Source organism: Nannocystis sp. (assembly GCF_016714285.1).
Lineage (GTDB): Bacteria > Myxococcota_A > Polyangia > Nannocystales > Nannocystaceae > Nannocystis.
On record NZ_JADJNN010000027.1, the window covers coordinates 23,960 to 36,052 of the forward strand.

A 12,093-nucleotide genomic window follows, 5' to 3' on the forward strand; every position below is an offset into this window, starting at 1 on the left:
TCGTGGGGGGGGCTTACGCCCCGGTTTGTGCGATCGCTGATTCACCATGCCGCTTGCACCTCGCCCGCGATCACGGGCCCTCCTCGTCCTCGGGGCCAGCCTCATCGCCCGCCGCATCATCGTCGTCGCCCGTACCCGCCTCATTGGCCGCGACCCCCGCGAGCGTGTCGGGCGTCAGCGCCGCGAACTCCGTCAGCGCCTCGTCCAGCTCCTCGGTCGCCACCACGTCATCGGTGAGCCCCGCCAGCGCCTCGGCGAGCAGGGTCCGCTCCTCGATCGCGTCGAGCTCGGCCTCGCTGGGCGCCGGCGCTTCCCCTTCGACCGGCGCCCCGAAGCTCTCGGCCTCGTCGTAGCTCTCGACCAGGCGCCGCGCCTCCTCGGCGTCCGCGAGTCGGTACACCCGGATCGCCGTGCTCTCGGGCACCTGCTGCACCCGCGCCACGCCGAGCTTGACCAGCTCCAGCACCGACATCAGCGTCACCACCAGCATCGCCCGCAGCTCCGCCTCGCTGTTCCAGCTGCGCGCCAGGAACAGCCCCTCGAAGTCGAACTCCTGGCGCGTATCGAGCATCAGCGTCAGCTGCTGCATGCGCTGCGCGACCGTCACCGCCTCGATCGTCACGTCGTGGCTCTTGGCGATCTTGGCCCGCGTCAGCACGCGGTAGTACGCCTCGGCCAGGCGAAACAGCGTCACCGGCGTGAGCCCCGGGTCGAGCGGCGGCACGTCGATGTCAGCGCCGCGGGCGAACACATCGCGGCCCGCGACCGGCAGCGCGTCGAGCTCCGCGGCCGCGCTCTTGAAACGCTCGTACTCGACGAGCCGGCGGATCAACGCCTCGCGCGGGTCCTCGCCCTCCTCGTCCTCGCCGCCCGCCTGCTCCTCGCTCGGCTGCGGCGGCAGCAGCTCGCGGCTCTTGAGCCACGCCAGCGTCGCCGCCATCACCAGATAATCGCCGGCGACCTCGAGGTCCAGCGCGCGCATGAGGCCGAGGTACTCGAGGTACTTCTCGGCCACGAACGCGATCGGGATGTCGAGGATGTCGAGCTCATGCCGGCGCACCAGGTGCAGCAGCAGGTCGAGCGGCCCCTCGAACAGCTCGAGCGCCACGGAGTAGATCGCCGCCCGACCCTCGCCCGCGAGGCTCTCGCTTGCCTGCGCCACCGCGGGGTTCCCTCGGTCTCAACCGACGACCAGGCGCAGGGCCCAGTCGCGGACGATGCCCACCGGCGTGAAGAGGGTTTGCAAGAGGCCCGGGATCAGCATCAACGCCAGCAAGATCGTCCAGCCGTAGCGGGCCAGAGTGTCGTCGATGTGGCTGAAGCGGGCCGGCAGCGCCCAGGCCAGGATCTTGCCGCCGTCGAGCGGGTGCACCGGCAGCAGGTTGAACACCGCCAGCGTCAGGTTGAGCGTGAAGAACAGGACCAGGACCTCGAACAGCCCCTTGTGCTCCACCCCCGCGACCAGCAGCAGCTTGATCGCCAGCAGCGTCACCGTCGCCTGGAGAACGTTGGCCAGCGGCCCCGCGAACGACACCAGCGCCATCCCGGCGCGCATGCTCATGCCCCGCGTGTAGAAGCGCGGCTGGGTCATCACCGGCCGGCCCCAGCCGAACAGCGGCAGGTGCAGCAGCCCCGCCATCAGCGGCAGCCCGATCGTCCCGACCGGGTCCGCGTGGGCCAGCGGGTTCAGCGTCAGCCGGCCGTCGCGCCCGGGCGTCGGGTCGCCGAGGCGGTCCGCCGCGAACGCGTGGGCGAACTCATGGAACGCCGTCGCCACCACCAGGCACACCACAAAAATCAGCGCCTGGCGCAGGTCGGCCGCCACGACGCCAAGCAGCACGAACGCGGAAAAGCTGGTGAAGGTGCGATCCACGGCGCCGGAGCGCCCGCAGGCGCGACCCCGAGGCTTTAGCAGCCGGCCCTCGCCCCGTCAACGGCGCGGCCCTGGCCCGCAGAGGCTCCCCGTTCGCCCGAACGCGGCCAGCAACGCGAACTCCAGATGCACCACAGCGCCGCCCCGCAGCCCCCTCCCCGTTCGCCGCGAACACCCGCTATCCTGCCCTCATGACCGTGCGTGCGCTCCGCCCCACTGACCTCGACGCCCCGCGTCCGATCTACGTCGTGTGGGAGACGACCCTGCGCTGCGACCACGCCTGCGCCCACTGCGGCTCGCGTGCCGGCCCCGCCGCCAGGCCCGACGAGCTCAACACCGAGGAGCTGCTCGCCGTCGCCGACAGCGTCATCCGCCTCGGCGCCCGCGAGGTCACCCTGATCGGCGGCGAGGCCTACCTGCGCGGCGACTGCTACCGCCTCATCTCGCACCTGCGCGACGGGGGCATCCGCGTGACCATGCAGACCGGCGGCCGCGGCCTCACGCCCGACCGCGCCAAGAAGCTGCGCGCGGCCGGCCTGGCCGCGATCGGCGTCTCGGTCGACGGCCCACCCGAGGCCCACGACGAGCTGCGCGCCAGCCCCGGCAGCCACGCCTCGGCGCTGGCCGCCATCGCCAACGCCCGCGCCGCCGGCATGGTCGTCACCAGCAACACCCAGATCAACCGCCGCAACAAGGACCACCTGCGCGAGACCGCCGACCTGCTCAAGGCCGCCGGCGTCGCGGTGTGGCGGGCCCAGCTGACCGCGCCGATGGGCCGCGCCGCCGACGAGCCCGACTGGATCTTGCAGCCCTGGATGATCCTCGAGGTCATCGACACCCTCGCCGAGATCCAGCGCGCCTGCCTCGACGACGCCCGGGCCCGCACCCTCCCGAGCGAGCGCGCCTTCCACGTCCGCCTCGGCAACAACATGGGCTACTACGGCCCGCACGAGGCCCTGCTGCGCACCCGCCCCGGCAGCGGCGACAGCCACTGGCAGAGCTGCGGCGCCGGCAAGTTCGTCATGGGCATCGAGTCCGACGGCACGATCAAGGGCTGCCCCTCGCTGCCGACCGGACCCTACGCCGGCGGCAACGTCCGCGACCTCTCGCTCGAGCAGATCTGGGCCCACAGCGACGTCATCGCCTTCACCCGCAACCGCGACGACAGCGAGCTGTGGGGCTTCTGCAAGGGCTGCTACTACGCCGAGGTGTGCCGCGCCGGCTGCTCCTTCACGGCCCACAGCACCCTCGGCCGCCGCGGCAACATGCCCTTCTGTTACTACCGCGCCAGCCAATTTCGCAAGGACGGCCTGCGTGAGCGCCTGATCCACAAGACCCGCGCCCCCGGCGATCCCTACGACTTCGGCTGCTTCGAGCTCGCCGTCGAGCCCTGGCCCGCCACCCCCGAACCGCCAGAGCGCCCGCGCACCCGCCTGCCGATCCTGCATCCGGCCTGAGCCGCACGTGCCCGCGACCCCGTCGTCAGGCTCGGGTCGCACGCGACGGCACGCGGGCAAGAGCCTCAGGCCGTGCCCGCGTGTCCGGCAAGAGCCTCAAGTCGTGCCCGTGCCCGGCACCCCGTAGTCAGGCTCGGGTCCGCCGCTCGTGTCCGGCACGCCGTACTCGGGCCCGCCCGTCATCGTGCTCGTGCCCGTGTCCGTGTCGCCGCTGCTGCCCGTACCGCTGGTGTCCGTCGTCGTCCCGGTGCTCGGCCCGTCCGTATCCGGCGGCAAGGTCGTGAAGTCCGTGGTGGGCACGCCGTAGGCCGCCTCACCCTGGCTGTCGCTGATCCCCGACGACATGGGCATGCTGGTGCTCGTGCCCGTCGTCGACCCGCTGCTCGAGCCCGATCCACCGCTGCTGCTGCTCGCGCCCTCGGTCGCGCTCGCGGTGGTGTCCTTGCCGTCGTTGCACGACGCGATCATCATGCCCGCCAGCGCGACCCCGGCGGCGCGGGCCAGCAGCCCATGACGGGTGCCGAGGACCGCCCCGCAGTGCGGGCACACGTCCTCCGAGGACTTCACGTGCTCGGCGCAGGCCGAGCAGATCACGAGACGCGTAATTGGTAAGAGCGGCGGAGCCATGTCCGTCAGGACATCACGCGCGAGCCTCCCGCGTCAAGCCGTCACTGGGCCGCGCCGGCGCCATAAAGCGGCTCGGGCCCGGTCCCGCCGGTCCCGGTATCGGTATCAGTATCGGTGTCCGTATCGGTGTCCATGCCCGTCGTACTTCCAGACACCGAATCAGACACCGAGTCCGTCGCCGGCACGCCGTAGTCCGGCTCGCCCGAGACGCTCGTGGTGACCGGCACGCCATACTCCGGCTCGGGGATCACGGTCGTCCCGCTGTCGGTGTCCGTATCCGTGTCCGTGTCGCCGCCGCTGCTCGAGGCCGTGCCGCTCTCGCCGGTCGTCGTCGAGTCGGGCTCCTTGTTGGGGCAACCAGACAGCGCCAGCCCCATCAGCACCGCCGACGCGCCCCGCAGCACCCGACCGTCGGCGCCGCGCACCTGCCCGCCGCAGTGGGGACAGATCGACTCGTTCGACTTGATGTGCTCGGCGCAGACCGGGCAAGCGATGAGGCGGGTGATCGGCAGCAGCGGGGGTGCCATAGGGTCGCCAGCCTCGCACGCCACGCATACCCGGTCAACGTCGCCAGGCGGTGAACTGCGCCCCCAGGACCCCATGGCCAGAGGCGGGGGCGCGTGCCCGCGCCGCAATCGCTGCGCCCGCGATTGGCCTATGATCCCCGCGGAGGCTCCTCATGAACAAGGACCCGGTATTCGTCGCCTACGCCCTCGCGGTCGTCGTCAACTCGCTCAACATCCTCGTGCTCTGGAACTTCAGCGGAGGCACCCGCGGCAAGACCAAGACCACCCCCAACCCCGAGGACGCGCGCACCGTCGTCAAGGGCGCCCAGGTCGTCGCGCACGACCCTGACACCGTCGCCCGCGTGCTGCGAGCCCACCGCAACACCCTCGACAACTCGCTCACCTTCCTCCTGCTCGGCCTCGTGTTCGTGCTGCTGCGACCCGCCGCCCTCGAGGCCCAGATCCTCTTCGGCACCTTCACCGGCGCGCGCCTGATCTACTCCGTCTGCTACCTCAACGGCATCCAGCCCTGGCGCACGCTCAGCTACGGGGTCGGCCTGCTCGCCACCGTCGCCGTCATCGTCGAGATCCTGCGCGCCCTGTTCATGGCCTGAGCCAGACCTGACGCATCGCGAACACGACACGCCGGCGCCGGCATCACCCGGCGCCGGCGTGCCGAGTCCTCAGGCGGCCCGCAACGCGAACACGACGGAGACCCCGGCGTGCACACGCAGCTTGCCGCCCGCCACCGTCGCGCTCAGCTGCGCCACCGAGTCGTTGTTGAGCATCATGTTGGCGGCCGGCACGTTCCAGCTCGGCGTCGTCTGCTCCTCCACCCGCAGCGGCTCACCGAGCGTCTGCCCCAGCGCCGCCGCCATCGCCTCCGCCTTGGCCCGCGCCGCCTTCACCGCCAACACCCGCGCCTCGCTGCGCCGCAGGCTCTGCGCGCTGCTCTCGAACTGGACCCGGTCAACCCGGTTCGCCCCCGCCGCCAGCATGTCGTAGAGCAGCCCCTCGACCTGGTCGAGCTCGTGCAGCGTCACCGTCAGCCCGCGCGACGCCTGATAGCCGATCAGCTGCTGCCCGCCCGGCTGACCGTAACCCTCGTAGCGCGGCTGCAGCGACAAGTGCTCGCTCTGCAGGTCGCGCTCCGCGACCCCGTGATCGATCGCCACCTGCATCAACGCCGCCGCCCGCCCGCGGCTGTCGTCGCGGGCCCGCGCCAGCGTCGACGCCTGCACATCGAAGCCCACCGTGATCACGAAGCGGTCCGGCGCGGTCAACACCTCCGCGTCACCCTGCACCGAGATCGTGCGCCCCGGCAGCGGCATCGCCACCGGCTCCACCGCCCCCGCCACCGGCAGCTCGTGCACCACCGCCTCGTCACAGCGCGGACGCTCCGCGACGCACCCGACCAGTGACACCAACGCCAACCAACAAACCGATGCCTTGATCATTCGAGCAGCCTACGGCCTCGCCCCCACGCCCTCCGTAAGACCTGCGTAAATCCTCCCGACCTGGCAGCAATGTCCGTCCTCCGCGTTTGCCACCTTTGCCAGCAATGCCCCGCGCGTGGCGTGCGCAAGCAGCCCGCAAAACCCGTCACGGCCCCGCCACGGCCCGAATTTCACCACCACCGCGCCCGCGCTGGCGTTCCTCACCGCCTGCGCCACAGACGGACCCAGGAGAAACCACCATGCTTCGCTGGGCCCTCATCTTCTTCATCATCTCGATCATCGCCGCGATCTTCGGCTTCAGTGGCATCTCGCACGCCACCGCCGGCGTCGCCCAGATCCTCTTCTACGTGTTCCTCGGCGTCTTCGTGCTGATGCTCGTGCTCGGCCTGCTCGCCGGCAAGAAGATCGCCGGCTAGCACCTCGACACAGCAGATGCGAACGATCGGCAGCGCCAACGACGTCGCCGATCGCTCATGACCCCCGGACGTACTAGCGCGTCACGATCGTCCAGATCGCCGCGTAGTGCACCGCGGCCGCCGCGAACACGAACAAGTGGAAGATCTCGTGGTAGCCGAACACGATCGGCCGCGGGTTCGGCCAGCGCAGCGCGTAGACCCCCGCGCCGACGAAGTACAGCAGCCCCCCGGCCGCCAGCAGGCGAAAGTCCGCGGGGCTCACCGCCGCCTTCAACGCCGACAGACACGGCAAGGTCAGCGTGCCCATCAGCACGTACAGCCCCGCGTTGATCGCCCGGTGTCCGCGCGACCACAGCAGCGCCTTGGCGACCCCCAGCGCCGCCGCGATCCACATCGCCGGCAGCAACCATCGCCCCGGCCCCGGCGTGATCGCGTAGGCCAGCGGCGTGCACGATCCCGCGATCATCACGTAGATGTTCGCCAGGTCGATCTTCCGCAGCAGCAGGAAGGTCCGCACCGGCCAGCTCGGGCGGTGATACAGCGCGCTGCCCACCAGCAGCACCAGCAGGCCCGACCCGTACACGGCCGCCGCCAGCGTCGCCGCGCCGGGGCGCGCCGCCACGACCAGGGCGACCACCGCCGGCAACGCAACCATCGTCGCGTAGATGTCGGCCACGCCGCGCAGACGCGGGCGCACGATCGACGAGCTGGCCGAATGCATGGTCGCGGTCACCGGCGCGGATGGTACGTCGGACCGCGCGCGCGTGAAGGGGTGTGGCCTCAGCGCGGCGCCAGTTGTGACAGAACTTTGACAGTCTGCGCCGCGGCCCGCTCGGGCGTGCAGGCGGTGTCCGAGATCCCCGACAACACCCGTGTGAGCGGGTGATCCACCGCGCCCGGCGTGGCCCACACCAGCGGCGCCGCCGCGGTCACATACACCGAGAAGTTATGGTGTGATGTGCCCGGCCGCTCGCCGATCGCGTGCACGATGACCCGCCGACCCTTGCGATCGTCCGCGTCGCCGAACAGCGCCGCCCCGACCTGATAGCCCGCACGCACCCGCCCCGCCCGCAGCACCAGCAGCCGCGGCGCCACCCGCCAGCCAGCCGCCCCGAGCCCCGCCCGCACCGCCGCGAGGTACGGCAGCAGGTGCCCGTCGTCCATCATCGCCATCGGACTGAGCCCGTCCGACACGACCAGCTGCAGCTCGTACGCCCCGGCATACTCCCCGCGCAACACATCCAGCTCCACCAGCGCCTCCGCCGACAGCCGCTCGCCCCGCGGCGGATGCCGGATGTAATCCTCGCGATCCCCCGCCTGCGTGCGCAGCACCAGCGCCCCGGCAGCCGCGCCAGGAAAGCATCGTCCCACTCGGCCCACAGGCAGCGCTTCGCGTCCGCGTAGTCGCGCCGCAGCGTCGCCTCCTCCGCCCCCGGCAACAACCACGGCTGCGCCCCGCTGCCGACCACCAGCGGCACGCCCCGGGCCTGCACCGCCGCCATCCGCTCGCGCCCCTCGGCCAGGATCTCCGCCTCCTCGCGCAGGTCGCCGCGGGCCCGCTGGTAGCGCAGGAACACCTGCAGCGGCTGGCCGAAGCGCCAGGTCGGCTGTCCCTCCGCGTCGACCACCTCGAGCACGTCGCGAAAGAACCCCCACATCGCCTCGTCGACCCGCAGCCCCGTGCGCGCGCGCAGGCGCAGGTGATCATGAAAACCCGTCGTCAGGTACCCCAACATCGGGTCGTTCCGGGTCGGCAGCGCCATCAGGTACGCCGGCCCCGCCGCGGCCACCGCGTCGAGGCACAGCTCGAGGTCATCGAGGTCGACGTCCATGTGCAGCGTCGAGCACACGTCGAGCCCGATCGTCAGCCCGTGCAGCTTGCCCATGGCGATGTCCTCGAGGCAGCAGCGGATCAGCTGCTCGCGCCTGCGAAACACCTCCGGGCCGATGAAGCCCGCGACGTCGTTCACGTGCACCCACGGCGCCGGCGCCCGCCCGGCCGCGATCTGGGCCGCCGCCACCGCCCTCGTCAGCAGGCGACAAAACCCGTACTTGCGCGCCTCGTGGACCACCATGTCCACCCCCGCCGCGTGCCCGTTCGTGCAGTCCGCCCCCTGACCTGTCTCGAAGTACATGCCGTACTTCCCGCCCCGCTCGCTCGCCCGCCGCAGCATCGACCCCAGCGACACCCCGAAGGTCGCGTTGGCCGCGTCGCTCCCGGCCAGGCTCTGGAACCAGATCCCCGTGCTGCCCGGCGCCCGCGCCTCGACCTCCGCCTGGACGTCGACGTGGGCCAGCACGCAGTGCGGCAGCAGGTCCTCCACCCCGAAGCTCGTCCGGATCTCGTGCAGCGTCGCCTCGACCACCGCCACGCTGTCCGGGTCGCTCGACACCGGGTTGGTCCCGAGCAGCAGATCGCCGACCGCGTACGACCACCCGTCGAACACCTGCCAGCGAATGTCCTCGGGATCGTCGGTCGGCGAGTTCGGCTGCAGACGCGCGCTCAGGTACCCGCGCGCCCCGAGGGTCCGCCCCGGCAGCGGGTGGTACACGCGGGCCCCCAGCGCCGTCAGCTCCGCGTCGCTCATCAGCTTGACCACGCACGCGATCACGTCGCTCGCCAGCCCCGGCAAGATCGCGTGGATCGCCGCTTCCTCCGCGGTGAGTAGAAATTCCTTCAACGCCCCGAGCGTCCAGCCCGCGATCCGCTCGCACACCCCCGCGTCGAGGTCAGCCAGCAGCGCCGCGTACAGTCGATCCTCAAACAGCGGCCGCGCCTGCAGCTCGCCGACCCGCGTCGCCGCCAGCAGCCCCCGCGCCGTCGCCCGCGTCGCGTCGTCCGGCGCCGCCAGCCCCAGCACCGCGTCGCCCTCCTTGAACGCGCTCGCCGCCCCCACCACCCGCCGGTACAGCGCCTCATCGAAGCCGCCACGCACGCGCGTCAGATAGGCGAACAGATCCTCCCCCGCCATCGCGGGCGGGAGCCAGGGCGCCGACGACCGGCTCTCCGTCGAGACAACGCGCTGCATACGGACATCGTACGCCCGCAGCACCGCGCTGTCACAGCCCGCATCCCCCGGGCACGCCCGGCCTCCACTGTCACATCCCGGCGAGCTCGGCCCGGCGTGTCCCCGCTGTCACATCCAGCCGGATCCCGCCGCTGTCACATCCCGCCGGGCCGGGCCGACCCGGCGGGTCACTGTCACATCCCGCCCATGCCCCCGGCCGGCGCAGCCGCGGGTGCCGGTGCAGCCGCGGGCGTCGGCGTCGGCGTCGGCGTCGCCGCGGGCGTCGGCGTCGCCGCCCCGCCCATGCCACCCGAGCCCGCCGCGCTCACCGGCGGCGGGTCGCCCAGCTTCGGGCTCGTCGCCGGGCCCGAGGGCGGCGGCGGCGTCTTGGTGTCGAGCTTGTCGGACGGCGCCGCGGCGCCGCCGGCCTTGGCGTCCTTCGGCTTCGGCTCGAGCTGCTCGATGTAGCTCTCCATCCGCGCGCTGAGGGCCCCGATCGCCGCGATCTTCTTCTCCTCCGGCGTCTCCTTGCCGGCCTTCTCGAACTCCGCCGCGAACTCGGCGATCTTCGCCTCGATCTCCGCCTTCGCCTGCGGCTTGCGGGTGATGATCGCCGACAGCTTGTCGCGGTTCCCCGTGTAGCGCGACTCGGCGCCCTGCAGCGTCGGCGGCCCGCAGGCGATCAGGGAGAGGGACAGACAGAGACCGCCAACGGCGGCCAGGAATTTGCTTCGGGTGTTTGACATGGACTTGCGGTCTCCGCGGCTCATTGACGATCGATCGCGCCGTACGCCTCTGCCTCGAGCATGTCGGCGGCGCGGGCGACGTAGAAGATGGACTTGCGCAGGCTCAGCTCGTCGGCGGCCGCCATGCGCAGCGAGTGCTTGACCCCGACCTCGCGCTCGCGGATCGCCACGCACCCGTACGACAGCTTCATCGAGAAGCGCATCAGCGCCGCCAGGTCACGCACCGCCGACACGTCGCCGGCCGTCGACCACAGGAACACCATCGGGTCCTGCTCCGCGTCCTGGCCCTGGATGATCTGCACGACCTGGGTGCGTCCCGGCTGGGTGCCGACCTCAACGCGGATCCCGGAGGCGTCGCTGCGCAGCGGCCAGCCCTGGGCCACCGCGATACGGTTAACGAAGTCACTGAGCTGCATCGGTCGCGATGCTCGCCTCCTCCGCCCCGCGAGGTCAATGCACGAGGTCGCGCCGCGCCGCATCGCGCCGCGTTGCTTCGACATGCAAGAGGACACGTCACGGCCGATCGAGCCGCTGCACCACCCGACCCGCCCGGATGACCTTCACGATCCGCGTCAGCGCGCCGATGTCCTCCCGCGGATCGCCCTCGACCAGCAGCAGGTCCGCGGCGAGGCCCGGCGCGACTCGCCCGAAGTCTGGCTGCGCCGCCACGATCGCCGCCGCTCGCGAGGTCGCGGCCAGCAGCAGCTCGCTCACCGGCACCCCGGCCGCGTGCAGCAGCCGCAGCTCCTCGTGAAGACCACCGCCCGGGTACGCCCCCGGCAGCGCGCTGTCCGTGCCGATCAGCAGCGGCACGCCGGCCTCGTACAACACCCGCGCGTTGCCTCGCATCACCGCCGGGTCGACCTCGCGGGCCATCGCCCCGATCGGCGGCGTCACGTCGAGCCGCCGTCCGGCCCCGCCGGTCACCGCGTCCAGCAGCTCCGGCGGCGTGATCGCCCGATCGAGCGCGGACGGCTCGTAGGTGCCAGCGCCGATCTCGTGGACCCCGAGCCATCCCGCCATGGTCATCACGATCGGGACGCCAGTCCTGGCGAGCGCCGCGACCTGCTCCGGACTCAGGCGATCGCGAGGCCCATGCGCCAGCACGTCCGCCCCCGCCTGCGCCGCCATCACTGCCTGTTTGGCGTCGCCGACGTGCACGAAGATCTTGAGGCCGTGCTCGTGCGCCGCCGCGATCGCGGCCGACAGCGTGGCCTCGTCCATCGCCGGCGACTCGGCCGGGATGTGCTCGCAGATCGCCTTCACGTAGTCGACCGGCTCGGCTGCCATCGCTGCGACAGCGGCTCGCGCCTCGGCAGGGGTCGCCGCCGTCGGGATGATGAACCCGAGCAACTGGCCTGCAGGCCACGGCAGCAGGGCCTGGGCGGCCGGCAATGGGTGGCTGCCTGGGGCGGTGATCGGGGAACCGGTGTGGAAGATCCGCGGGCCTGGCAGCTCGCCTGATTCGACCTTTGTCGCGAGCTCCTCGAGCTGGCCCGGGAAACCTCCGAGGTCGAACACAGTGGTCACGCCGGCGTAGAGGTGCGCCTCGAGGTTGTGCTCGGGGGCAAAGTGGTACGCCTGCCACGGGGCACCGCCGCTCGAGAGCAGGTGCACGTGCGCGTCGATCAGGCCCGGCAGCAGCGTCTGCGTGCCGTTCCCCTCGATGATCCGCGTTGGCCCGTCCGGCAGCGGGCCGCCGGTGGGTGTCAGCGCTGCGATCCGGCCGGCGCGCACGAGGACGTCCTGGTGCTCGAGGAACTCGTGGCCCGTGGCCGGGAAGACACGCACGTCGCGGAACACGAGCTGCGGCTCAACGGGGCCGAGCTGGGCGAGCGGCCACACGGGCAGGGTCTCGAAGCTGCACGCGATCCGCAGGGCCAGGGCGGCGACCGCGAGGATGAGCAGGAGCAGCAGCCACAGCGCGCGGCGGAGCCAGCGAGGGAGCATCGGCGGTACGTTAGCCTGGCCAGCGGGGGCCTGTCGCCGGGATCGTGCAACTC

13 protein-coding genes and 1 pseudogene are annotated in these 12,093 nt (G+C 71.8%); 3 read left to right on the plus strand and 11 right to left on the minus strand.

From position 1 onward, the window contains the following. Window positions 1–70 precede the first annotated feature (70 nt). Complete coding sequence (locus IPJ59_RS30775) at window positions 71–1,162, minus strand: segregation and condensation protein A (RefSeq protein ID WP_293274594.1); 1,092 nt, start codon at window positions 1,160–1,162, stop codon at window positions 71–73. Between the two features lie 18 nt (window positions 1,163–1,180). Continuing rightward, on the minus strand, window positions 1,181–1,873 hold the full coding sequence (locus tag IPJ59_RS30780) for a site-2 protease family protein (RefSeq protein ID WP_293274596.1): 693 nt from the start codon (window positions 1,871–1,873) through the stop codon (window positions 1,181–1,183). A gap of 191 nt (window positions 1,874–2,064) precedes the next feature. On the opposite strand from IPJ59_RS30780, the gene IPJ59_RS30785 reads away from it, so the two are divergent. After that, window positions 2,065–3,330, plus strand: a complete 1,266-nt coding sequence (locus tag IPJ59_RS30785) for a radical SAM/SPASM domain-containing protein (RefSeq protein WP_293274597.1) — start codon at window positions 2,065–2,067, stop codon at window positions 3,328–3,330. A gap of 96 nt (window positions 3,331–3,426) precedes the next feature. Here the strand turns inward: IPJ59_RS30785 and IPJ59_RS30790 are convergent, their stop codons facing one another. Next, on the minus strand, window positions 3,427–3,957 hold the full coding sequence (locus IPJ59_RS30790; RefSeq protein ID WP_293251845.1) for a zinc ribbon domain-containing protein: 531 nt from the start codon (window positions 3,955–3,957) through the stop codon (window positions 3,427–3,429). 41 nt (window positions 3,958–3,998) lie between these two features. Then, a complete protein-coding gene (locus tag IPJ59_RS30795) occupies window positions 3,999–4,484 on the minus strand; it encodes a hypothetical protein (protein ID WP_293274598.1) in 486 nt (161 codons plus the stop codon). 152 nt (window positions 4,485–4,636) lie between these two features. Here IPJ59_RS30795 and IPJ59_RS30800 point away from each other — a divergent pair, with 152 nt between their 5' ends. After that, window positions 4,637–5,077 (plus strand): MAPEG family protein, encoded by a 441-nt coding sequence (locus IPJ59_RS30800; RefSeq protein ID WP_293251841.1) that lies wholly within the window; start codon window positions 4,637–4,639, stop codon window positions 5,075–5,077. 69 nt (window positions 5,078–5,146) lie between these two features. Here the strand turns inward: IPJ59_RS30800 and IPJ59_RS30805 are convergent, their stop codons facing one another. Next, window positions 5,147–5,920 (minus strand): SIMPL domain-containing protein, encoded by a 774-nt coding sequence (locus tag IPJ59_RS30805; protein ID WP_293251839.1) that lies wholly within the window; start codon window positions 5,918–5,920, stop codon window positions 5,147–5,149. A 239-nt stretch (window positions 5,921–6,159) separates the two neighbouring features. Here IPJ59_RS30805 and IPJ59_RS30810 point away from each other — a divergent pair, with 239 nt between their 5' ends. Then, complete coding sequence (locus IPJ59_RS30810; RefSeq protein ID WP_293251837.1) at window positions 6,160–6,336, plus strand: DUF1328 domain-containing protein; 177 nt, start codon at window positions 6,160–6,162, stop codon at window positions 6,334–6,336. A gap of 73 nt (window positions 6,337–6,409) precedes the next feature. On the opposite strand, the gene trhA is transcribed toward IPJ59_RS30810, so the two are convergent. The 6 genes and pseudogenes from trhA to IPJ59_RS30840 all read right to left on the minus strand — a co-directional run bounded on the left by trhA (window position 6,410) and on the right by IPJ59_RS30840 (window position 12,040). Then, the gene (trhA, locus tag IPJ59_RS30815) at window positions 6,410–7,069 is read right to left on the minus strand and encodes a PAQR family membrane homeostasis protein TrhA (RefSeq protein ID WP_293274600.1); all 660 of its coding nucleotides are present in this window, start codon (window positions 7,067–7,069) and stop codon (window positions 6,410–6,412) included. Between the two features lie 47 nt (window positions 7,070–7,116). Further along, window positions 7,117–7,992 (minus strand): ethanolamine ammonia-lyase light chain EutC, encoded by an 876-nt coding sequence (locus tag IPJ59_RS38320; protein ID WP_366524727.1) that lies wholly within the window; start codon window positions 7,990–7,992, stop codon window positions 7,117–7,119. Between the two features lie 5 nt (window positions 7,993–7,997). Continuing rightward, window positions 7,998–9,365 (minus strand): annotated as a pseudogene (gene eutB / locus IPJ59_RS30825) (ethanolamine ammonia-lyase subunit EutB); the annotation flags it as partial. 173 nt (window positions 9,366–9,538) lie between these two features. Further along, window positions 9,539–10,090, minus strand: a complete 552-nt coding sequence (locus tag IPJ59_RS30830) for a hypothetical protein (protein ID WP_293274604.1) — start codon at window positions 10,088–10,090, stop codon at window positions 9,539–9,541. A 20-nt stretch (window positions 10,091–10,110) separates the two neighbouring features. Continuing rightward, on the minus strand, window positions 10,111–10,506 hold the full coding sequence (locus IPJ59_RS30835) for a hypothetical protein (protein ID WP_293251832.1): 396 nt from the start codon (window positions 10,504–10,506) through the stop codon (window positions 10,111–10,113). A 97-nt stretch (window positions 10,507–10,603) separates the two neighbouring features. Then, window positions 10,604–12,040 carry an amidohydrolase family protein gene (locus tag IPJ59_RS30840; RefSeq protein ID WP_293274605.1) on the minus strand — a complete coding sequence of 479 codons (1,437 nt, stop codon included), beginning with the start codon at window positions 12,038–12,040 and terminating at the stop codon, window positions 10,604–10,606. Window positions 12,041–12,093 lie beyond the last annotated feature (53 nt).